Genomic DNA, 21,297 nt, shown 5'->3' on the forward strand with positions numbered 1-21,297 from the left:
GGTCGTATGTTCCTTGGAGGACCGCCGATGGCCGTTGCCGCGCGCAAGACGAAAGCTCCCGCCCAAGCCAAAGCCGCCGCTAAGCCGGCGAAGGCGCGTTCCGGAAAGTCCGGCAGTGAGAAGGCGACGGGGCCAGCGCCCAGCAACATCCCTGTCTTCAGCAAGGACGAGGATCTCCACGCCTATCGCGAGATGCTGCTGATCCGCCGCTTCGAGGAGAAGGCCGGCCAGATGTACGGCATGGGCCTGATCGGCGGCTTCTGCCATCTCTATATCGGGCAGGAAGCGGTGGTCGTCGGCATGCAGATGGCGTCGAAGGAAGGCGACCAGGTCATCACCGGCTATCGCGACCACGGCCACATGCTGGCCTGCGGCATGGAATCGCGCGGCGTGATGGCGGAGCTGACCGGCCGGCAGGGCGGCTATTCCCGCGGCAAGGGCGGCTCCATGCACATGTTCTCCCGCGAGAAGAATTTCTATGGCGGCCACGGCATCGTCGGCGCGCAGGTCTCGCTCGGCACGGGTCTCGGCTTCGCCAACTGGTATCGCGAGGATGGCCGCGTCTCGCTCGCCTATTTCGGCGACGGCGCCGCCAATCAGGGGCAGGTCTATGAGAGCTTCAACATGGCCCAGCTCTGGAAGCTGCCGGTCGTGTTCGTGATCGAGAACAACCGCTACGCCATGGGCACGGCGGTCAACCGCGCCTCGGCGCAGACCGATTTCTCGCGTCGCGGCGTCTCCTTCGGCATCCCGGGCGAGCAGGTCGACGGCATGGACGTCCGCGCCGTGCGCGACGCGGCCAACCGGGCGATCGAGCATGCCCGCACGGGCAAGGGTCCCTACATCCTCGAGATGCAGACCTATCGCTATCGCGGCCACTCGATGTCGGACCCGGCGAAGTACCGCTCCAAGGACGAGGTCCAGCGCATGCGCGAGGAGCACGACCCGATCGAGCAGGTGAGGGGCCGCCTGACCCGCGAGTTCAAGGTCGGCGAGGACGAGCTCAAGGCGATCGACGCCAAGGTGCGCGAGATCGTCAACGACGCGGCCGAGTTCGCGACGCATGATCCGGAGCCGGATGTCTCCGAGCTCTTCACGGACATCCTGCTGGAGCCGGCGAAGGCCTGACGCCTTCGTAACCCCGCCTCTCCCTTTCCGCCTCGTGCAATCATTCCGGGTGCGTACATGCCGATCGACATTCTCATGCCTGCCCTTTCGCCGACCATGGAGCAGGGCAAGCTCGCCAAATGGCTGAAAGCCGAGGGTGACAAGGTCAAGGCCGGCGACATCATCGCCGAGATCGAGACCGACAAGGCGACCATGGAGGTCGAGGCGGTCGACGAGGGCATCCTCGCCCGGATCCTGATCGCCGACGGCACCGAGAACGTCGCCGTCAACACGCCGATCGGCGTCATCGCGGCCGAGGGCGAGGACATCGACGCCGCGGGCGTGCCGGTTGGCGAGGAGAAGGCGACGCCGGCTCCCGCCGCGAAGGCTGCGCCCGCACCTGCCGCGGAAGCCCCGGCCGCCACTGCTCCGGCGACCGTGCCGGCCCAGGCGAAATCCTACGACGCCTCCTCGGAATTCCCGGCCGGGGCCGAGATCGTCACGATGACCGTCCGCGAGGCGCTGCGTGACGCCATGGCGGAGGAGATGCGCCGCGATGGCGACGTCTTCGTCATGGGCGAGGAGGTCGCGGAGTACCAGGGCGCCTACAAGGTCACGCAGGGGCTGCTGCAGGAATTCGGCGCCAAGCGCGTCATCGATACCCCGATCACCGAGCATGGCTTCGCCGGCATCGGCGTCGGCGCGGCGCTGACCGGCCTGAGGCCCATCGTCGAGTTCATGACCTTCAACTTCGCCATGCAGGCGATCGACCAGATCATCAACTCCGCCGCCAAGACGCTGTACATGTCCGGCGGACAGATGGGCTGCCCGATCGTGTTCCGCGGCCCCAACGGCGCGGCCGCCCGCGTCGGCGCCCAGCACAGCCATGACTACGCCGCGTGGTACTCGAACGTGCCCGGCCTCAAGGTGGTGATGCCCTACAGCGCCTCCGATGCGAAGGGCCTGCTGAAGAGCGCGATCCGCGATCCGAACCCGATCATCTTCCTCGAGAACGAAATCCTCTACGGCCGGACCTTCGAGGTTCCGAAGAGCGAGGACTTCCTGGTGCCGATCGGCAAGGCCAAGGTGGTGCGGCCGGGCAGCGACGTCACCATCGTCTCCTTCGGCATCGGCATGACCTACGCGCTCGGTGCGGCCGAGGCGCTGGCCAAGGAGGGCATCGAGGCCGAGGTCATCGACCTGCGCACGATCCGCCCGATGGACATCGAGACCGTCGTTGCCTCGGTGCAGAAGACCAATCGCTGCGTCGCCGTCGAGGAAGGCTTCCCGCAGTCCGGCGTCACCGCCGAGATCGGCATGAAGATCATGGAGGCGGCCTTCGACTATCTCGACGCGCCCGTCGCCCGCGTCACCGGCAAGGACGTGCCGATGCCCTATGCGGCGAACCTCGAAAAGCTCGCGCTTCCGAACATCGGCGAGGTCGTCGCGGCGGCCAAGGCCGTCTGCTATCGCTGAGAGAGGGCTGCCCGATGCCGACCAACATCCTGATGCCCGCTCTGTCCCCCACCATGGAGAAGGGCAATCTCGCCAAGTGGCTGAAGAAGGAAGGCGACACGATCAAGTCCGGCGACATCATCGCCGAGATCGAGACCGACAAGGCGACCATGGAGGTCGAGGCGGTCGACGAGGGGATCCTCGCCAAGATCGTGGTGCCGGAAGGCACGGCCGATGTCGCGGTCAACGAGGTCATCGGCGTGATCGCGGCCGAGGGCGAGGACGCCAAGGCGGCCGCCGCGCCGGCCAAGGCCGAGGCCCCCAAGCCGGAGGCTGCCAAGGCCGAGGCGCCGAAGGCCGCGCCGGCCGCCGCCGCCGCCCCTGCGCCTGCCGCTGCCTCCGGAGAGCGCCCCTTCGCCTCGCCGCTGGCGCGCCGCCTCGCCAAGGAGGCCGGGCTCGACCTGTCGAAGGTGCAGGGCTCCGGCCCGCATGGCCGCATCGTCGAGAAGGATATCGAGACGGCGAAGGCCGGTGGCGGCGCCAAGGCTGCTCCCGCAGCGGCTCCGGCGGCCGCCGCCGCCGCGAAGCCCGCTGCCGCGCCTCTGGCGACCGGCCCGTCGGACGAGCAGGTCAAGAAGCTGTTCGAGCCGGGCTCCTATGAGGAGATCCCGCATGACGGCATGCGCAAGACCATCGCGCGCCGCCTGACCGAGTCGAAGCAGACCATCCCGCATTTCTACGTCACGGTGGATTGCGAGCTCGACGCGCTGCTCAAGCTGCGCGGCGAACTCAACGCCGCGGCGCCGGAAAAGGACGGCAAGCCGGCCTACAAGCTCTCGGTCAACGACATGGTGATCAAGGCGCTGGCGCTGGCGCTCAAGGCGGTGCCGGATGCCAATGTGAGCTGGACCGAGAACACCATGCTCAAGCACAAGCACGCCGATGTCGGCGTCGCCGTCGCGATCCCCGGCGGGCTGATCACCCCGATCATCCGCGACGCCTGCCACAAGTCGCTGTCGCAGATCTCGAACGAGATGAAGGACATGGCGGCGCGCGCAAAGAGCCGCAAGCTCAAGCCCGAGGAGTATCAGGGCGGCACAACGGCGGTCTCGAATCTCGGCATGTTCGGCGTGAAGGACTTCGCAGCCGTGGTGAACCCGCCGCATGCGACGATCCTGGCGGTCGGCGCGGGCGAGCAGCGCGCGGTGGTGAAGGGCGGCCAGCTCGCGGTCGCGACGGTGATGTCGGTGACGCTCTCGACCGACCACCGTGCCGTCGACGGCGCGCTCGGTGCCGAGCTGCTGGCGGCCTTCAAGGGCTATATCGAGAAGCCGATGGCGATGCTGGTTTGAGGGGAGCCTGACCATGGCTGACTACGACATCATCATCATCGGCTCCGGCCCCGGCGGCTATGTCGCTGCCATCCGCGCCGCGCAGCTCGGCTTCAAGACCGCGATCGTCGAACGCGAGCATCTCGCCGGCATCTGCTCGAACTGGGGCTGCATCCCGACCAAGGCGCTGCTGCGCTCGGCCGAGATTCTGCACTATGGCCAGCACGCCAAGGATTACGGGCTTGTGCTCGAAGGCTCGTTCAAGGCGGATCTGGCCGCCATCGTCCAGCGCTCGCGCGGCATCGCGGCCCGGATGAACAACGGCGTCCAGTTCCTGATGAAGAAGAACAAGGTCGACGTGATCTGGGGCGAGGCGGTGCTGACCAAGCCCGGCACGATCAAGGTCGCCCCGACGAAGAAGCCGGCGCAGCAGCCGCAGGTGCCGCCGCCGAAGAACGCCAAGGGCGAGGGCACCTACACCGCCGACCACATCATCGTGGCGACCGGCGCCCGGCCGCGCGCGCTTCCGGGTCTGGAGCCGGACGGCAAGCTGATCTGGACCTATTTCGAGGCGATGAAGCCCGAGAAGATGCCGAAGTCGCTGCTCGTCATGGGCTCCGGCGCCATCGGCATCGAATTCGCCTCGTTCTATCGGACGATGGGCGTCGAGGTGACGGTCGTCGAGGTGCTGCCGCAGGTCGTGCCGGTCGAGGACGCCGAGATCGGCGCCTTCGCCCGCAAGGCCTTCGAGAAGCAGGGCATGAAGATCCTGACCGGCGCCAAGGTCACCAAGGTCGAGAAGGGCGCCGACAGCATCACCGCCCATATCGAGGACGAGAAGGGCGCCAAGCAGACGATCACGGCAGACCGGATGATCTCGGCCGTCGGCGTCGTCGCCAATGTCGAGAACATCGGGCTGGAGGCCGTCGGCGTGAAGACCGATCGCGGCTTCATCGCGATCGACGGGCTCTGCCGCACCAACGTCAAGGGCGTCTATGCGATCGGCGACGTCGCCGGCCCGCCGATGCTGGCGCACAAGGCGGAGCATGAGGCGGTCATCTGCGTCGAGGCCATCAAGGGGCTGCATCCGCACCCGATGGACAAGAACATGATCCCGGGCTGCACCTATTGCCATCCGCAGATCGCCAGCGTCGGCCTGACCGAGGCCAAGGCGAAGGCCGCCGGCCATGAGCTCAAGGTCGGCCGCTTCCCCTTCGTCGCCAACGGCAAGGCGGTCGCGCTCGGCGAGGACCAGGGGCTGGTCAAGACGATCTTCGACGCCAAGACCGGCAAGCTGCTCGGTGCCCACATGGTCGGCGCCGAAGTCACCGAGCTGATCCAGGGTTTCGTCGTCGCGATGAACCTCGAGACGACCGAGGAAGAGCTGATGCACACCATCTTCCCGCATCCGACCCTGTCGGAGACGATGAAGGAAAGCGTGCTCGACGCCTATGGCAAGGTGCTGAACGCGTAAGGTCGCGTCGAGGTCTTTCGCTCGGAGCCACCGTCGTCATCCCGGGCTTGCCCCGGGATCCGTCGGAGGGCTCCGGAGCTCTACGATGGATCCCGGAGCTCCGCTTCGCTGCGTCCGTGATGACGCGGAGGTTCCTCCGCGAAACGGTCCAACGCTCTCGATTTTCGGCCAGACCATCGACATACTCGGTCGATGCCGCCACGCACCCGCAAGCCCCGCGACACCGAGCGCGTCGTCCCCGACGACAAGGTCGAGATCCTTCCGCCTGGCCGCGGCCTCGTGCTCGACTGGCGCGTGATCGCGCCGACGGTCGCGTTCGGCACGGTGGCCGGCTTCGTTGCGAGCTTCGTCGTCGGAGGCGGCGGGTTGCTACGTCATGCGATCGTCGGCCTGCTCGGCATGCTGGTCGGGCAGGGCCTGGTAAGGCTGACCGGCTGGCGGGTCAGCACCGGCAAACGCCTGCTCGACGAGGGCGCCATGGCGGTGATCGGCGCGATCCTCGTCGTCCTGCTGGCACGTTTCATCGCCTGAGGGAACCTCCTAGCATCGTCGCCGTTGTCAGGACGCGCGCGCCGATGTCGGCTGCGACTGGCTTTGGGGGACTACGCAACATGGAAAGCTTCGCCGCCACGATGGCCCAGCCGGGCTATGGCTTCTTCGCGACCATCCTGATCGGCATGCTCGCTGGCTGGATCGCCGAGAAGATCACCTCCTCCGACCACGGGCTCTTCACGAACATGCTGGTCGGCGTCGCCGGCTCCTTCCTCGGCAGCCGCCTCGCGGAGCTGCTGGATATCCGGATCTTCGGCTTCTGGCGCACGCTTGCTGCCGCCATCAGCGGCGCCGTCATCGTCATCGTGATCTGGAACGCGGCACGCGGTCGCAATTGACGCCTCAGCATGCCCGGATGGCGTCAGGCGGGACCGCCCGAGGTTGCCCTGCGGCGCCGGGGCGATTAGCTAGAGGGCGGGCGGCGGCCCCTGAGCCACCGCGATGGATTTGTCCCGATGGCTCTCGTCCTCGATCTGCTCAACCGCGATCCGCGGCCCAATATCGGCAACCCGAAGGCGGAGGCCTCCTCCGCGCCGGCGGAGCTGCGCCATCCGGAGAAGCAGAAGCGGCCGGAGAACCCGATCCTGCGCAAACCGGACTGGATCCGCGTCAAGGCGCCGGGTTCGCCGAAATGGGCGGAAACGCAGAAGATCGTGAAGGCCGAGAAGCTGGTGACGGTCTGCGAGGAAGCCGGCTGCCCGAACATCGGCGAGTGCTGGGAGAAGAAGCACGCCACCTTCATGATCATGGGCGACACCTGCACGCGGGCCTGCGCCTTCTGCAATGTGAAGACCGGCGTTCCCCAGCCGCTCGACCATGAGGAACCCCGCAAGATCGCGGAGGCCGTCGCCAAGCTAGGCCTCGAGCATGTCGTGATCACCTCGGTGGATCGCGATGACCTGAAGGATGGTGGCGCCGAGCACTTTGCCCGCGTCATTGCCGCGATCCGCGCCACTTCGCCCAAGACGACGATCGAGATCCTGACGCCGGACTTCCTGCGCAAGCCCGGTGCGCTCGAGGTCGTGGTCGCGGCCAAGCCCGACGTCTTCAACCACAATCTCGAGACGGTGCCGGGCAAGTATCTGACCGTGCGTCCCGGCGCGCGCTATTTCCATTCGCTGCGCCTGCTGCAGCGGGTCAAGGAGCTCGACCCGACCATCTTCACCAAATCCGGCATCATGGTCGGCCTGGGCGAGGAGCGGAACGAGATCCTGCAGCTGATGGACGATCTGCGCTCGGCCGATGTCGACTTCATCACCATCGGCCAGTATCTCGCCCCTTCGCGCAAGCACCACGCCGTGATCCGCTTCGTCACGCCCGACGAGTTCAAGGGCTTCGAGGCCATCGCCTATGTGAAGGGGTTCCTGATGGTGTCCTCGACGCCCCTGACGCGCTCCTCGCACCATGCCGGCGAGGATTTCGCGCGGTTGCGCGACGCCCGGGCGGCAAAAACCGCCGGCTGACCCGCCATGCCGATGTTCAACAATACCCGCCGGGTGAAGCACACGCCCGAGCAGATGTTCGCGCTCGTCGCGGATGTCGAGAAGTACCCGCAGTTCCTGCCGCTCTGCGAGGGGCTGAAGGTGCGCCGCCGGACGCCGCGCGAAGGCGGCGGCGAGGTGCTGCTGGCCGACATGACCGTCGGCTACAAGGCGATCCGCGAAACCTTCACCAGCCGGGTCACACTTGATCCCGGGAACCTCAAGGTTCTGGTCGAGTATGTCGACGGCCCGTTCCGCTATCTCGAGAACCGCTGGACATTCAAGCCTGACCCCAAGGGCTGCGAGATCGGCTTCTTCATCTCCTACGAGTTCGCCAGCCGCATGCTCGGGCTGCTGATGGGAGCGATGTTCGACAAGGCCTTCCACAAGTTCGCCGAAGCCTTCGAACGCCGGGCGGACCTCGTCTATGGCCGTGACGCAACGAAAGCTTCGGTGACGGCGCCTTAAGCTGTTGCTGCCAATGTTCCCGCGAAAACAGCCGGGGACATCGCATGGATGCGCCAACGACGAATGCGGTTGCCCGGTTCGAGGACCGCCGCCTGGCAGCGACGCTGCCGCTTTACGCCGGCACGATCTTCCTTTCCGCGTTCCTGCTCTTCGGCATCCAGCCGATGTTCGCCAAGATGGTGCTGCCGCGCCTCGGCGGTTCGCCGGGCGTCTGGTCGGTCGCCATGGTGTTCTTCCAGGCCATGCTGCTGGCGGGATATGGCTACGCCCACTGGCTGGTCAGCCGTTGCACCGTCCGCCGCGCGGCGCTGATCCACATCGCGCTGATGGGGCTGGTGCTGCTGACGGCGCTGCCCATCGGCATCGCCTCCGGTTTCGAGCGCCCGCCGCAGCAAGGCGAGGCGCTCTGGTTGGTGATGCTGTTCATGGCCTCCGTTGGCTTGCCGTTCTTCGCAGTCGCAGCGAACGGGCCGCTCCTCCAAGCCTGGTTCGCGCGCACAGGCCATCCGCATGCGAGCGATCCCTATTTCCTCTACGCGGCGTCGAATGTCGGCAGCTTCCTCGCGCTCATCGCCTACCCCTTCCTGGTCGAGCCGTTCCTGACGCTCTCTGGCCAGGCGACGAGCTGGGCCTGGGGTTTTGGCCTGCTGCTCGCCGGCATCGCCGCATGCGCCGGGCTCGGCCTCGGCCGCTCCATCGAGGCGTCGTCGACGGGGGGCGGATCTGCCCTCGTCCCGACGATGGTCCCGGCACGGCAGAAGCTGGGCTGGGTCGCGCTTGCCTTCGTTCCGTCGGGGCTCCTCGTGGCGGTGACAGCCCATCTCTCCACAGATGTCGCCTCGGTGCCGCTGCTCTGGGTCGTGCCGCTCGCGCTCTTCCTGTTGACCTTCGTCATCGTCTTCCAGCGCAGGCCGCTGCTGCAGCCGGGCTGGATGCTCACGGCGCAGCTAGTGCTCGTGGCCGTCCTGCTGCTGCGGATGGCTTTGCAGATCAAGCTCGGTTGGGGCGGCGAACTCGCCCTGCACCTTGGCCTGTTCTTCGCCACGGCGATGGTGGCGCATGGTGAACTCGCCCGACGCCGCCCGGATGCCGCGAATCTGACGCAGTTCTATCTCTGGATGTCGGTTGGCGGCGTCCTCGGCGGCCTGTTCTGCGGCCTGATCGCGCCGGCGATCTTCAACTCGGTCGTCGAGTATCCGCTGTTGATCATCGCCGGCGTGCTGTGCCGGCCGGGTTTCACGACCATCCGCCTGCCGCGCCTCGTGCAGCTCGGGCTAGCCGGCCTTGCGCTCGTCGGCTTCTGCTCGCTCGTCGCCACGGAGCAGCAGCGCACCGACTCGATCCGCTCCTTCTTCGGCGTCAACAAGATCACGGACAGCGCGGATGGCCGCTTCCGCACCCTTGTCCATGGCAGCACTGTCCATGGCGCGCAGCGCCTGCGCAACGATGACGGAACCGAGGTGACCGGCCGGCCTGAGCCGCTCTCCTACTACTTCACGGGCGGTGCGATTGCCGACGGCATCGACGCGGTGCGCCAGGCCCGCGGCGGCAAGCTGGACGGTGTCGCCGCCATCGGCGTCGGGACCGGCTCGCTCGCCTGCCAGATGCGCCAAAGCGAGGGCTGGACCTTCTACGAGATCGATCCGGAGGTCGTGCGCATGGCGACCGATCCGTCCCGGTTCAGCTTCTTCAGTTCGTGCGCGCCCGATGCGCGCTTCGTTCTCGGCGACGCGCGGCTGACCTTGGCCGATGCGGCCGACGGTTCGCTCGACCTGATCGTCGTCGACGCCTTCTCGTCGGATGCCATCCCGATTCATCTGATGACGACGGAAGCGATCGGGCTCTATCTCGCCAAGCTCAAGCCGAACGGGGCCGTGCTGTTCCACATCTCGAACCGCAACATGGACCTCGCGCCGATCGTGACGGCGACCGCTCATGCCAAGAGCCTGACGACCTGGATCAGGTCGCGACAGCAGACCCCTGACCTGCTGGCGCAGATGAAGTACTCGCCCCATGTCGCCATGGTCGCGCGACGCGAGGAGGATGTCCGCCTGCCGGCAGAGCAAGGCTGGGTTCGGCAGGACGCGCCTGGAATCGCCCGCGCCTGGCGCGACGATTATGCCGATGTGATCGGTGCGATCTGGCGTAAGCTCGCGAACTGAAGCGCGCTTCAGGTGTCGGAGGAGGCAACGCGCAGCATCTCGAGCGCGACCAGCACGGAGCGACGCCGGATCTCGTCGCGCGACAGAGGCCCGAAGCGCATTTCCCTGTGCTCGCTGCCATTCGGGCCGCTGCAGGCGAAGTGGACCAGCCCGACCGGCTTGGCGGCGCTGCCGCCTCCCGGCCCCGCGACACCTGTGATCGCTACGGCGTAGGTGGCGGACAGCGCGGCGGATCCGCCCGCGGCCATGGCACGGGCCACCGGCTCGCTGACCGCACCATGGCTTTCGAGCAGTTCAAGCGGCACCGCCGCGAGTTTTGCCTTCGCGGCATTCGAATAGGTGATCAGCCCGCCGAGGACGACGTCCGAGGAGCCGGCTATCGCCGTCAGTGCGCCGCCGACCAGGCCGCCGGTGCAGGATTCGACCGTCGCGACAGTCGCTCCTCTGGCGCGGCAGGCCTCCAGGACCGCGGTCGCAAGGCTTGTCGTCTCGGCGTCGAACATCTGTCAGCCCTCGATTTCCGGCAGGCGGATCGTCGCAGTAGCGAGCGCGGCCAGCCCCTCCTTGCGTCCGGTGAAGCCCATCCGTTCGGAGGTCGTGGCCTTGATCGCGACCTGCCCGATCCGGATTCCGGCTGCCGTCGCAATGGTCTCGCGGATCGCCTCGCGATGCGGCCCGACCTTCGGCGCCTCACAAACGATGGTCAGGTCGAGGAAGTCGATCCGCCCGCCGCGCTGGCGGACGCGGTCGGCCGCGAAGCTCAGGAAGCGATGCGAGGCCGCTCCCTTCCATTGCGGATCGCTCGGCGGGAAATGCGTGCCGATATCGCCTTCGGCCAGGGCGCCGAGCAGCGCATCGGTCAGGGCGTGCAGCGCGACATCGCCGTCGGAATGCGCCAGCACGCCGCGGTCGTGCGCGATACGGACGCCGCCCAGCCAGACATGGTCGCCATCGGTGAAGGCATGGACATCGTAGCCGGTGCCCACACGCACGACGAGCGGCCCCCCGCCGGTCCCGCCGGCCCGGGCGAAGTCCTCTGGATGGGTGAGCTTCACGTTGATGGCCTCTCCCGGAAAGGTGGCGACGACATGCCCGGCCCATTCCATCAGGGCGGCGTCGTCGGTGAAGCCGTCGCACCCGGCGGCCAAGGCGGCGCGATGTGCGGCCAGGAGCGGGGCGAAGCGGAAGGCCTGCGGTGTCTGCACGCTGACGAGCCGGTCACGCGGTGGCGTCTCGACGATGCGGCCGGCCTCGTCGATCCGCTTGATGGTGTCGGTTACTGGCAGGGCCGGGATCGCCGCCAGGGCCTCGGACGCGATCGCCGCGACCGCATTGCCGATCAATGCGGCGGAGACGAAGGGGCGGGCGGCGTCGTGCACCAGAACATCGCCGTCGAAGCCGGTTTTCGCCAGCGCCTCGAGCCCGAGCCGGACCGAATCCTGGCGCGTCTGTCCGCCGGGCGTCGGTGGCGCCAGCCGATCGTCGGCGATGCCGGCGACGGCGTCGGCATAGCGCGCCTCGTCGCCCGAACCGATCACCACCGCGATCCGTTCGATAGCCGGCTGCGCCAAAAACGGCGCCAGGGCATGACCAAGAACCGGTCGTCCCTCGATCAGGCGGTATTGCTTGGGTGCATCGCCTCCGGCGCGAAGGCCGCGACCGCCCGCAACGACGAGGGCGGCTATGGGGCGGGGCGTGTCATGTCGTTCGGCGGGCACGGCTATTGGTCCTGCATGAGGTTCGGTGATAGTCGCCGACGCCGGGATCGCCAAGCCCCGAAAGGGTGCGGCAAGGGTGCGGCGATGACGCAGTGCAATATCCGGAAAGGGCTCTTGCGCTCATGCAGCAATGTCCAATAAATATGCACAATGCAGATTGCCTCAAATGCGGGCGCTGACGTGAGTGTGCTGCCTCTCGCGGGGCTTGCTTCGGGCGCTTTCCTGGCGCCCATGTCAGGCGTGACCGACATCGTCATGCGCCGCATCGCAGCGCGCCATGGCGCTGGCATCGTCGTCTCCGAAATGGTGGCGTCCGACGAGTTCGTCCGCGGCAACGAGGAATATCGGCTCCGGGCCGAGGGGACGGGGCTGTTTCCGCATGTCGTCCAGCTTGCCGGCTGCGATGCGCACTGGCTCGGCGAGGCCGCGCGCCTGGCCGAGGCCAATGGTGCCGCGATCGTCGATATCAACATGGGCTGCCCGGCCAAGAAGGTCACAGGCGGCTGGGCCGGATCGGCGCTGATGCGCAATCTCGACCACGCCCTGTCGCTGGTCGAGGCGGCCGTCGCCGCCGTCAAGGTGCCGGTCACGGTGAAGATGCGCCTCGGCTGGGACGATGACTCGCGCAACGCGCCGGAACTGGCGCGGCGTGCGGTGGCCGCAGGTGCCCAGATGATCACCGTGCACGGGCGTACCCGGCAGCAATTCTACAAGGGCACGGCCGACTGGGCCGCGATCCGCGCCGTGCGCGAGGTGGGCGATTTCCCGCTCGTCGCCAATGGCGACATCCATGACGTTGCCGATGCGAGGGCCTGCCTGTCGCAGTCGGGTGCCGATTTCGTCATGGTCGGCCGGGCGGCCCTCGGGCGGCCCTGGCTGGTCGGCGCGATCGGTGCCGAGCTCGCCGGCCGATCGCCTGCGTCCCTTTCCTTGGCGCAGAAGCTCGCCGTCGCACGCGAGCACTATGAAGGCCTGCTCAGCCTGATGGGGCAGGCGCATGGCGTGCGCCATGCGCGGAAACATCTGGCAGCCTATGCCGACGAGGCGGTCGCGAGCGGCGCTACGGCCGACGCCGACCTTCGCCGCATCCTCCTGACGTCGGATCAGCCGCGTCAGGTCCTCGATGCACTGACGCGGCTGTTTCTCCACGACGACAGCCGCGCTGCGGCCTGAACCAAGGGTAACGCGTATGACGATGGCGTTCGCCGAGAGCGGCGGTAAGGGCAGGGACGAATTCCTGCTCGACCCGATCGAGATGCAGGCCCTCAATGTCCTGCCGATGCCCGTGGTGGTCATCGGCGAGGGCCATGGCATCGTCTACGCGAACACCGCCGCCGAGGATTTCTTCCAATCGAGCGCCGTCGTGCTCAAGCGACAGCGCATCGACGATCTGATCGCCTTCGGCTCGCCGGTCCTCGCCCTGGTCGAGGAGGTCCAGCGCCGCGGCGCCAGCGTCAGCGAATACCGGCTCGACCTCGGCTCGCCGCGCCTCGGCGCCGACCGGGTGGTGGATGTTTTTGCATCACCTCTGCCGAGCCAGCCCGACTCGGTCGTGCTTATGCTGCAAGAACGGACAATTGCTGAAAAAATGGACAGACAGCTGACCCATCGAGGGGCAGCAAGATCGATCACCGCGCTCGGAGCGATGCTCGCGCATGAGATCAAGAATCCGCTTTCGGGCATTCGCGGCGCCGCGCAACTGCTCGAAGCGACCGTTCCCGACGACGAACGCATCCTGACGCAGCTGATCTGCGACGAGACGGACCGGATCGTGAAGCTCGTCGAGCGCGTCGAGCTGTTCGGCGACGAGCGCCCGACCGAGCGTGATCCGGTCAATGTCCACGACGTCCTCGACCATGTGAAACGTCTGGCGCAGTCGGGCTTCGCGCGACATATCCGCTTCACCGAGATCTACGATCCGTCGCTGCCGCCGGTCTCCGGCAATCGCGACCAGCTCGTGCAGGTCCTGCTGAATCTGGTCAAGAACGCTGCAGAATCGATCGGCACGGACGCGATCGACGGCGAGATCACCCTGACCACGGCCTATCGGCCGGGCATCCGCATGCAGCTGGCCGGATCGTCCGGCAGGATCGCGCTGCCGCTCGAAATCGGCATCCGCGACAACGGGCCCGGAGTGCCCTCCGACCTGCTGCCGCACCTGTTCGATCCCTTCGTCACCACCAAGGCGCAGGGCAGTGGCCTTGGACTTGCACTCGTCGCCAAGGTGATCGGGGATCACGGCGGTATCGTCGAATGCGAGTCCGTCCCCCGCCGCACGACGTTCAGAATTCTGCTGCCCTTGCACCAGCTTCGGGCACGGCAGGCAGTTTGAGGCCTACAGGACCACATTGAATGCCGACCGGTAACATTCTCGTCGCGGACGACGACGCCGCGATCCGCACCGTTCTCAACCAAGCTCTCGCGAGGGCCGGATACGAGGTTCGGACCACCGGCCAGGCGGCAACGCTCTGGACCTGGGCAGCACAGGGCTTGGGCGACCTGATCATCACCGACGTGGTGATGCCCGACGGCAACGCCTTCGACCTGCTGCCGCGCATCAAGCGCGTGCGTCCCGAGCTGCCGATCATCGTGATGAGCGCGCAGAACACCTTCATGACGGCGATCAAGGCGTCCGAGCGTGGCGCCTACGAATATCTGCCCAAGCCCTTCGACCTGAAGGAGCTCGTGGCGATCGTCGGTCGCGCCCTGTCGCGTCCGCGCGGCGACGGCAGCCGCTCGCATGCGGCCGAGCCCGACGACATCCCGCTGATCGGCCGCTCGCCGGCGATGCAGGACGTCTACCGGGCGCTCGCGCGCCTGATGCCGATCGACCTCACGGTGATGATCAACGGCGAGTCCGGCACCGGCAAGGAGCTGGTCGCGCGCGCCCTGCACGATTACGGCAAGCGCAAGAACGGCCCCTTCGTCGCGATCAACATGGCGGCGATCCCGAAGGACCTGATCGAATCCGAGCTGTTCGGCCATGAGAAGGGCGCCTTTACCGGCGCGCTGACGCGCTCCTCCGGCCGCTTCGAGCAGGCCGAAGGGGGCACGCTCTTCCTCGACGAGATCGGCGACATGCCGATGGAGGCCCAGACCAGGCTTCTGCGCGTGCTCCAGCAGGGCGAATACACGACGGTCGGCGGGCGCACGCCGATCAAGACCAATGTCCGCATCGTCGCCGCGACGAACAAGGATCTGCGCATCTCGATCGCGCAGGGGCTGTTTCGCGAGGACCTGTTCTTCCGGCTCAACGTCGTTCCGATCCGTTTGCCGCCGCTGCGCGAGCGCGTCGAGGACATTCCGGATCTGGCGCGCCACTTCTTCTCGCTGGTCGAGAAGGAAGGGCTGCCGCGCAAGCAGATCGATTCGGAAGCGATGGACGTGATGCGCCGCTATCGCTGGCCGGGCAATGTGCGCGAACTCGAGAACCTCGTGCGTCGCCTTGCCGCGCTCTACCCGCAGGAAACGATCACGGCGCCGATCGTGGAGGCGGAGCTGCAGCCGGCCAATGCCTCTGCGGGCTTCGCGGGCGGCCCTTCGCAGGAGCGCGCGGAGACCCTGTCGGGCTCCGTCGAGCGCCACCTCAACCAGTATTTCGGCGGCTTTGGCGACAACATCCCGCCGCCCGGCCTTTATCATCGCATCCTGCGCGAGGTGGAGCCGCCATTGATCGCGGCGGCGCTCGCGGCAACGCGCGGCAACCAGATCCGCGCCGCCGAGTTGCTGGGGCTCAATCGCAACACCCTGCGCAAGAAGATCCGCGAACTCGACATGCAGGTGGTGCGCTCGCCGCGCTGAGCCGGCCAGCGGGCGGCGCCGCCTTTCATATGTCATATTTTGACAACACCGTTGCGTCGGCGCATCAGTGCCGCGCAGTGGCCAGACTCACTTCGGAATCTGGCTGCCAAGGAGTTGTCCAAGATCGTGTCTGCCCCCTCCAGCGATGTCAGGATCGTGCCGCGCGCGGATGATACGCCGCGTCGCGTTTCCGGCTGGCTCGGCGCCACCGTCGTCGTTTTCGCGCTGGTTTCGGCGCTGGTCACCTTCCTCGTCCTCTCCGGTGTCACCCCGGTGGTGCCGGTCCATAATGTCGTGGTCGGCGTCTTCGTCATCAACGCCCTCCTGATTCTGCTGCTGCTGGTCGTCGTCGCGCTGGAGACGGCGGTGCTGATCCGGGCGCGGCGAGCGGGTGCGGCCGCCGCCGGCCTGCATGTGCGGATCGTCAGCCTGTTCAGTATCATCGCGGCGCTGCCGGCCGTGCTGGTCGCGATCATCGCGACGATCACGATCGAGCGTGGCCTCGATCCCTGGTTCTCCGACCGCATGCGCGATGCGATCTTCCGCTCGGTCGAAGTCGCCGACGCCTATGCGGGGTCGCAATGCCGGTCGCTCGGCCGCGAGATCCGGGTTCTGGCCGACGACCTTGCCCGCGCCAGGGCGACCTTCGACGTCGATCGGAAATGGTTCGACACGTTTCTGACGGCGCGGGCGACGGCGCTCGGCGTCCCGGTCGCCGCGATCATGCAGCCGCCGGACAAGGTGATCGCACGCGCCAACATCGACGTGCTGCGCGGCGCGCCGAAGCCGGATGAGGCCGCCTTCGAGGATGCGCAGTCCGCACCCGAGCCGATCTGCGTGATTCCTTCGACAGGTCGCATCTTCGGGGCGCTGATCAAGTTGCCGGCCTATGACAACGCATTCCTGCACATCGCGCGCGAGGTCGATCCGCTGGCGGTGGACTTCCCGGCCGTGGCGCGAGCCGCAGCCGCCGAGTACCTGTCCATCGACGCGCGCCGGAAGGGCGTCCAGGTCGCGTTCGCCTCGATGTACGGACTGATCGCGGTGATCCTGCTGCTCTCGGCGGTTTGGTTGGGCCTGAGTTTCGCCAACGCGCTGGTGGCGCCGATCCGGCGGATGATCCACGCTACGGACCAGGTCTCGAGCGGGAACTTCTATGTCCAGGTGCCGATCCGGCGTTCGGAGGGCGACCTTGCCCATCTGGGCGAGACCTTCAACAAGATGACGGCCGAGCTGCGCCGCCAGCGCGACGGGCTCGTCACCGCCAGTGAAGTCATCGACCGCAGGCGGCGCTTCACCGAAACCGTGTTGTCGGGCGTCTCCTCGGGAGTTCTCAGCCTGGACGGCGACGGCCATATCACCATCATCAACCGCTCGGCCGAAAGCCTCCTCGGCACCGGCGGACGGCTGCTCGGCGAATCGATCTCCCTGGTCGCGCCGGAGATCGCCGCCTTCGTTGCCGAGGCGCTGCAGGGACGGCAACGCTTGAGTTCAGGCCAGGTCGCGATCAGCCGCGGCGGGCGTGACCGCATGGTCAATGTCCGGGCGGTGCGTGAAGGCGAGGGCGTCGGGGCCGGGCTGGTGATCACGCTCGACGACATCACCGACCTGGTGTCGGCCCAGCGCACGGCCGCATGGGCGGATGTGGCCCGCCGGATCGCCCATGAGATCAAGAACCCGCTGACGCCGATCCAGCTTTCGGCCGAGCGCATCCGTCGCAAGTTCGGGCGCGTCATCGTCGACGACAAGGATGTCTTTGACCAGTGCACGGCCACGATCGTCCGTCAGGTCGAGGATATTCGCCGCATGGTCGACGAGTTCTCGTCCTTCGCCCGCATGCCGAAGCCGTCGCTGATGCAGGACGACATCGCCGAGACCGTGCGCCAGATCGTCTTCTTGATGCGGGTCGGCAATCCCGAGCTGACGATCACCGAAAATCTGCCGCAAGGGGCCGTGCCGGCCCGCTTCGACCGGCGCTTGCTGTCGCAGGCGCTGACCAACGTCATCAAGAACGCCACCGAGGCGATCGAGGCGGTGCCGATGGAGGAGCGTGGCCCTGGCCTCATCGACGTCACCTTCGAGCGGCGCGAGGACGGCCGGATCGTCATCGACGTGATCGACAACGGCAAGGGATTGCCGGTGGACCAGCGCCAGAAGCTGCTGGAGCCCTACATGACCACCCGCGAGGGCGGCACGGGCCTCGGCCTCGCCATCGTCGGCAAGATCCTGGAGGACCATGGCGGTGGCATCGAGCTGCTCGACAGGCCGGACGCCGGCGAAGGCCGGCGCGGCGCCCGCATCAGGCTCTGGTTCCCCGAGACCGGGCCTTCACCGGATGAGAACCCCGAGGGCAGCCGCAGCGACAAAGCACAAGTCGCTGCGGCAGGACGGGAAACGCAAGATGGGATACGCGTATGAGCGCTGACATTCTGGTCGTGGACGACGAGACCGACATCCGCGAACTGGTGGCCGGACTGCTCGAGGACGAGGGCTACCGCACCCGCAAGGCGAGCTCTGCAGACGAGGCGCTGGCGGCGATCGCAGCGCGGCGCCCGAACCTGGTCTTCCTGGATATCTGGCTCCAGGGCAGCCGCCTCGACGGCCTGCAGGTGCTCGAGCTGATCAAGCAGGGCCATCCCGACCTCGCGGTCGTGATGATCTCCGGGCACGGCAACATCGAGACCGCGGTCTCGGCGATCAAGAGCGGCGCCTACGACTTCATCGAGAAGCCGTTCAAGGCCGACCGCCTTGTGCTCGTCGCCGAGCGGGCGCTGGAGGCCTCACGGCTGCGCCGCGAGGTCCGTGAGCTGAAGAAGGGCTTCGTGCAGGCCAGCCGCATCGTCGGCCGCTCTACGGTGGTCAACCAGCTGCGGCAGACGATCGAGCGCATCGCGCCGACCAACGCGCGCGTGCTGATCACCGGCGAGCCGGGCTGCGGCAAGGAGCTGGCCGCGCGCACGCTGCACGAGGCTTCGACGCGCGCGTCGGGACCTTTCGTCGTGATCAACGCCGCCACGATCACGCCCGAGACGATGGAGGAGGAGCTCTTCGGCGTCGAGGCCGGGGAGGGCCGCTCGCGCCGCGTCGGTGCGCTCGAGGAGGCGCATGGCGGCTCGCTCTACATCGACGAGATCGGCGACATGCCGCGCGAAACCCAGAACCGCATCCTGCGCGTTCTGGTCGACCAGAACTTCCAGCGCGTCGGCGGGGCCACGCGCGTCCATGTCGATGTTCGCATCATCTCCTCGACCAGCCGCGACCTGGCGCAGCTGATCGCCGATGGTCACTTCCGCGAGGATCTCTACCACCGCCTGTCGGTCGTGCCCGTGAAGGTGCCGGCCCTGTCCGAGCGCCGCGAAGACGTGCCCGAACTGATCGAGTTCTTCATGGAGCAGATCTCGGTCGCCTCCGGGCTGCCGAAGCGTCGCATCGGTTCGGATGCCATGGCGGTCCTGCAGTCGCATGAGTGGCCCGGCAACGTCCGGGAACTGCGCAACAATGTCGAGCGCCTGATGATCCTGACGAAGGGCGATCCGACGGCGGACATCACCGTCGAGATGCTGCCGGCCGAGGTCGGCGCCATGGTGCCGACGACGCCGTCCGGCTCGGGTGGCGAGCGACTGATGAGCCTGCCGCTGCGCGACGCGCGCGAGATTTTCGAACGCGAATACCTGATCGCGCAGATTGCGCGTTTCTCGGGCAACATTTCGCGCACGGCGGAGTTCATCGGCATGGAGCGCTCGGCGCTCCATCGCAAGCTGAAGTCGCTTGGCGTCGGCTGAGGTGAAGTCTGTCCGGTGAGGTCTTGCCGGCGATGTCAGGCGCGTTCTGCATGCCCGCCTGCATTCTGCGCAGTCAAATCGCCTTGATACGAAGCAATGTTGCACTTGCGTTGTAGGCTGACTCGACGATCTAATGGGATGTCGGTGTCCCGAAGCGACAGGCGTTCGCCTGCGGCGTGAACGGGACGAAATGGATCGCGGGCTTGAACCCGATCAGCGATCCCAACAACAGGGGCTACCCATGGCCGCAGAGCGGGCACAAAATCTACAGGACACGTTCCTCAACTATGTACGCAAGCAGAAAATCCCGCTGACAATCTTCCTCGTCAACGGCGTCAAGCTGCAGGGCGTCGTTACCTGGTTCGACAATTTCTGCGTCTTGTTGCGTCGCGACGGACATTCGCAGCTCGTCTACAAGCATGCCATCTCGACCATCATGCCCGGCCACCCCGTGCAGCTGTTCGAGCCCGAGGAACAGGACAAGGCCTGAGCCCATGGGCGCCCGCAGCGATGCGGATGAGGCGAGGGCGGCGACCAAGCCGCTCGACGCCATCGAGCGCGATATCGCGGCCAACACCCGCGCCTATGTCGTCGGTCCCTATCAGCAGCGTCGCGGCGCGTCGGACGCCAATGAGCGGTCCTTTGCGGCACGGCTCGACGAGGCCGTGGGCCTCGCCGCGGCGATCGATCTCGCCGTCGTCGAACCGATCCAGGTGCTGCTGACGGCGCTGCGGCCTGCGACCTATCTCGGCAAGGGCAAGGTCGAGGAGATCGCCGAGCGCATCAAGCTCGAGGAGATCGGTCTCGTCGTGATGGACTGCGCGCTGTCTCCCGTGCAGCAGCGCAATCTCGAGAAAGCCTTCGGCTGCAAGGTCATTGATCGCACCGGCCTGATCCTCGAGATATTCGGCCGCAGGGCGCGCACCAAGGAAGGCGCGCTCCAGGTCGAGCTCGCGCATCTGAACTATCAGAAGAGCCGGCTGGTGCGGTCATGGACCCATCTTGAGCGTCAGCGCGGCGGCTTCGGCTTTCTCGGCGGCCCCGGTGAAACCCAGATCGAGGCCGACCGGCGCATCATCCAGGAGCGCATGACCAAGATCGAGCGCGATCTCGAGGCGGTCAAGCGCACCCGTGGCCTGCATCGGGCCAGTCGAAAACGCGTGCCTTATCCAGTGGTTGCGCTGGTCGGCTACACCAACGCCGGCAAGTCGACCCTGTTCAACCGGCTGACCTCGGCCGAGGTGCTGGCGCAGGACATGCTCTTCGCCACACTCGATCCGACCGCACGCGCGCTGAAGCTGCCGCATGGCGCGAAGATCATGCTCTCCGACACCGTCGGCTTCATCTCTGACCTGCCGACGCAGCTCGTCGCCGCCTTCCGCGCCACGCTGGAGGATGCGATCGAGGCCGATGTCCTGCTGCATGTCCGCGACGTCGCCCATGAGGACACGCAGGCGCAGGCCGCCGATGTCCAGACGATCCTGCGCGACCTCGGCATCGATCCCGATGACGGCCAGCGAGTCGTCGAGGTTTGGAACAAGTCCGACCTGCTGGCGCCGGAGGAACGCGAGCGCCAGCTCGGCCTCGCCGGGCTGAAGCCGGAGGTGTCTCGCCCCGTCCTCGTCTCGGCGTTGACCGGCGACGGAATCGGGCGACTGACGGATGCGATCGAGACGCGCATCGCTCGCAGCCGGCCGGTCTACCGGCTGTCGCTCGCGCCCGGCGACGGCAAGTCGTTGGCCTGGCTGCATGCCAATGGTGAAATCCTCGAGCGCGAGGATGCCGAGGATGGCGCGCTGTCGCTGACCGTCCGGCTGCCGCCAGAGCGGGAAGGGGCCTTCGGCGCGCGCTTTCCGCAGGCGCAGCGGCAGGGATAGCACTGCGCCGGACCAGGCGGGCCGCGCCGATCACGGAGACGGCGACGCACCATGTTTGATTTCGCTCAAGGCTGCGTTCGCTGCGACGA

18 protein-coding genes are annotated in these 21,297 nt (G+C 67.1%); 16 read left to right on the forward strand and 2 right to left on the reverse strand.

Features of this window, described 5'->3' with window-relative positions:
- Window positions 1-27: 27 nt before the first annotated feature.
- The 9 genes from pdhA to VGN82_RS11435 all read left to right on the forward strand — a co-directional run bounded on the left by pdhA (window position 28) and on the right by VGN82_RS11435 (window position 10,030).
- The gene (pdhA, locus tag VGN82_RS11395; RefSeq protein ID WP_327527133.1) at window positions 28-1,128 is read left to right on the forward strand and encodes a pyruvate dehydrogenase (acetyl-transferring) E1 component subunit alpha; all 1,101 of its coding nucleotides are present in this window, start codon (window positions 28-30) and stop codon (window positions 1,126-1,128) included.
- A gap of 57 nt (window positions 1,129-1,185) precedes the next feature.
- Window positions 1,186-2,583, forward strand: coding sequence for a pyruvate dehydrogenase complex E1 component subunit beta (locus tag VGN82_RS11400; RefSeq protein ID WP_327527134.1), 1,398 nt, complete (start codon window positions 1,186-1,188; stop codon window positions 2,581-2,583).
- A gap of 14 nt (window positions 2,584-2,597) precedes the next feature.
- Complete coding sequence (locus VGN82_RS11405; RefSeq protein ID WP_327527135.1) at window positions 2,598-3,914, forward strand: pyruvate dehydrogenase complex dihydrolipoamide acetyltransferase; 1,317 nt, start codon at window positions 2,598-2,600, stop codon at window positions 3,912-3,914.
- Between the two features lie 13 nt (window positions 3,915-3,927).
- Window positions 3,928-5,367: a dihydrolipoyl dehydrogenase gene (gene lpdA / locus VGN82_RS11410; protein ID WP_327527136.1), complete on the forward strand. Its 1,440-nt coding sequence runs from the start codon at window positions 3,928-3,930 to the stop codon at window positions 5,365-5,367.
- Window positions 5,368-5,559: 192 nt separating this feature from the next.
- Entirely contained in the window at window positions 5,560-5,898 is a 339-nt protein-coding gene (locus VGN82_RS11415; RefSeq protein ID WP_327527137.1) for a GlsB/YeaQ/YmgE family stress response membrane protein, read from the forward strand.
- 80 nt (window positions 5,899-5,978) lie between these two features.
- Window positions 5,979-6,257 carry a GlsB/YeaQ/YmgE family stress response membrane protein gene (locus VGN82_RS11420; protein ID WP_327527138.1) on the forward strand — a complete coding sequence of 93 codons (279 nt, stop codon included), beginning with the start codon at window positions 5,979-5,981 and terminating at the stop codon, window positions 6,255-6,257.
- A 117-nt stretch (window positions 6,258-6,374) separates the two neighbouring features.
- Window positions 6,375-7,382: a lipoyl synthase gene (lipA, locus tag VGN82_RS11425; protein WP_327527139.1), complete on the forward strand. Its 1,008-nt coding sequence runs from the start codon at window positions 6,375-6,377 to the stop codon at window positions 7,380-7,382.
- Window positions 7,383-7,388: 6 nt separating this feature from the next.
- The gene (locus VGN82_RS11430) at window positions 7,389-7,868 is read left to right on the forward strand and encodes a type II toxin-antitoxin system RatA family toxin (protein ID WP_327527140.1); all 480 of its coding nucleotides are present in this window, start codon (window positions 7,389-7,391) and stop codon (window positions 7,866-7,868) included.
- A 44-nt stretch (window positions 7,869-7,912) separates the two neighbouring features.
- Complete coding sequence (locus tag VGN82_RS11435) at window positions 7,913-10,030, forward strand: fused MFS/spermidine synthase (RefSeq protein WP_327527141.1); 2,118 nt, start codon at window positions 7,913-7,915, stop codon at window positions 10,028-10,030.
- Between the two features lie 8 nt (window positions 10,031-10,038).
- Here the strand turns inward: VGN82_RS11435 and VGN82_RS11440 are convergent, their stop codons facing one another.
- Both VGN82_RS11440 and VGN82_RS11445 read right to left on the reverse strand, forming a co-directional pair.
- Window positions 10,039-10,533 carry a CinA family protein gene (locus VGN82_RS11440; protein ID WP_327527142.1) on the reverse strand — a complete coding sequence of 165 codons (495 nt, stop codon included), beginning with the start codon at window positions 10,531-10,533 and terminating at the stop codon, window positions 10,039-10,041.
- A 3-nt stretch (window positions 10,534-10,536) separates the two neighbouring features.
- Window positions 10,537-11,748 carry a bifunctional 2-C-methyl-D-erythritol 4-phosphate cytidylyltransferase/2-C-methyl-D-erythritol 2,4-cyclodiphosphate synthase gene (locus VGN82_RS11445; protein WP_327527143.1) on the reverse strand — a complete coding sequence of 404 codons (1,212 nt, stop codon included), beginning with the start codon at window positions 11,746-11,748 and terminating at the stop codon, window positions 10,537-10,539.
- Window positions 11,749-11,898: 150 nt separating this feature from the next.
- On the opposite strand from VGN82_RS11445, the gene dusB reads away from it, so the two are divergent.
- The 7 genes from dusB to hflX all read left to right on the forward strand — a co-directional run bounded on the left by dusB (window position 11,899) and on the right by hflX (window position 21,208).
- A complete protein-coding gene (dusB, locus tag VGN82_RS11450) occupies window positions 11,899-12,921 on the forward strand; it encodes a tRNA dihydrouridine synthase DusB (protein WP_414644274.1) in 1,023 nt (340 codons plus the stop codon).
- Between the two features lie 82 nt (window positions 12,922-13,003).
- Window positions 13,004-14,080: a two-component system sensor histidine kinase NtrB gene (locus VGN82_RS11455; protein WP_327527349.1), complete on the forward strand. Its 1,077-nt coding sequence runs from the start codon at window positions 13,004-13,006 to the stop codon at window positions 14,078-14,080.
- A gap of 20 nt (window positions 14,081-14,100) precedes the next feature.
- Complete coding sequence (ntrC, locus tag VGN82_RS11460) at window positions 14,101-15,549, forward strand: nitrogen regulation protein NR(I) (protein ID WP_327527145.1); 1,449 nt, start codon at window positions 14,101-14,103, stop codon at window positions 15,547-15,549.
- 126 nt (window positions 15,550-15,675) lie between these two features.
- Window positions 15,676-17,967 (forward strand): sensor histidine kinase NtrY-like, encoded by a 2,292-nt coding sequence (locus VGN82_RS11465; RefSeq protein ID WP_327527146.1) that lies wholly within the window; start codon window positions 15,676-15,678, stop codon window positions 17,965-17,967.
- Window positions 17,964-19,331: a nitrogen assimilation response regulator NtrX gene (ntrX, locus tag VGN82_RS11470; protein WP_327527147.1), complete on the forward strand. Its 1,368-nt coding sequence runs from the start codon at window positions 17,964-17,966 to the stop codon at window positions 19,329-19,331. Before VGN82_RS11465 ends, ntrX begins: the two co-directional genes overlap by 4 nt.
- 241 nt (window positions 19,332-19,572) lie before the next feature.
- Entirely contained in the window at window positions 19,573-19,821 is a 249-nt protein-coding gene (gene hfq / locus VGN82_RS11475) for an RNA chaperone Hfq (RefSeq protein WP_054207979.1), read from the forward strand.
- A gap of 4 nt (window positions 19,822-19,825) precedes the next feature.
- On the forward strand, window positions 19,826-21,208 hold the full coding sequence (hflX, locus tag VGN82_RS11480; protein ID WP_327527148.1) for a GTPase HflX: 1,383 nt from the start codon (window positions 19,826-19,828) through the stop codon (window positions 21,206-21,208).
- Window positions 21,209-21,297 lie beyond the last annotated feature (89 nt).

The organism is Allobosea sp. (assembly GCF_035999205.1).
Taxonomy (GTDB): Bacteria; Pseudomonadota; Alphaproteobacteria; order Rhizobiales; family Beijerinckiaceae; genus Allobosea.

Coding starts and splice junctions, on each gene's coding strand:
- pdhA (WP_327527133.1), top strand. CDS start 28: ATGGCCGTTGCCGCGCGCAAGACGAAAGCTCCCGCCCAAGCCAAAGCC.
- VGN82_RS11400 (WP_327527134.1), top strand. CDS start 1,186: ATGCCGATCGACATTCTCATGCCTGCCCTTTCGCCGACCATGGAGCAG.
- VGN82_RS11405 (WP_327527135.1), top strand. CDS start 2,598: ATGCCGACCAACATCCTGATGCCCGCTCTGTCCCCCACCATGGAGAAG.
- lpdA (WP_327527136.1), top strand. CDS start 3,928: ATGGCTGACTACGACATCATCATCATCGGCTCCGGCCCCGGCGGCTAT.
- VGN82_RS11415 (WP_327527137.1), top strand. CDS start 5,560: ATGCCGCCACGCACCCGCAAGCCCCGCGACACCGAGCGCGTCGTCCCC.
- VGN82_RS11420 (WP_327527138.1), top strand. CDS start 5,979: ATGGAAAGCTTCGCCGCCACGATGGCCCAGCCGGGCTATGGCTTCTTC.
- lipA (WP_327527139.1), top strand. CDS start 6,375: ATGGCTCTCGTCCTCGATCTGCTCAACCGCGATCCGCGGCCCAATATC.
- VGN82_RS11430 (WP_327527140.1), top strand. CDS start 7,389: ATGCCGATGTTCAACAATACCCGCCGGGTGAAGCACACGCCCGAGCAG.
- VGN82_RS11435 (WP_327527141.1), top strand. CDS start 7,913: ATGGATGCGCCAACGACGAATGCGGTTGCCCGGTTCGAGGACCGCCGC.
- VGN82_RS11440 (WP_327527142.1), bottom strand. CDS start 10,533: ATGTTCGACGCCGAGACGACAAGCCTTGCGACCGCGGTCCTGGAGGCC.
- dusB (WP_414644274.1), top strand. CDS start 11,899: ATGCAGATTGCCTCAAATGCGGGCGCTGACGTGAGTGTGCTGCCTCTC.
- VGN82_RS11455 (WP_327527349.1), top strand. CDS start 13,004: ATGCAGGCCCTCAATGTCCTGCCGATGCCCGTGGTGGTCATCGGCGAG.
- ntrC (WP_327527145.1), top strand. CDS start 14,101: ATGCCGACCGGTAACATTCTCGTCGCGGACGACGACGCCGCGATCCGC.
- ntrX (WP_327527147.1), top strand. CDS start 17,964: ATGAGCGCTGACATTCTGGTCGTGGACGACGAGACCGACATCCGCGAA.
- hfq (WP_054207979.1), top strand. CDS start 19,573: ATGGCCGCAGAGCGGGCACAAAATCTACAGGACACGTTCCTCAACTAT.
- hflX (WP_327527148.1), top strand. CDS start 19,826: ATGGGCGCCCGCAGCGATGCGGATGAGGCGAGGGCGGCGACCAAGCCG.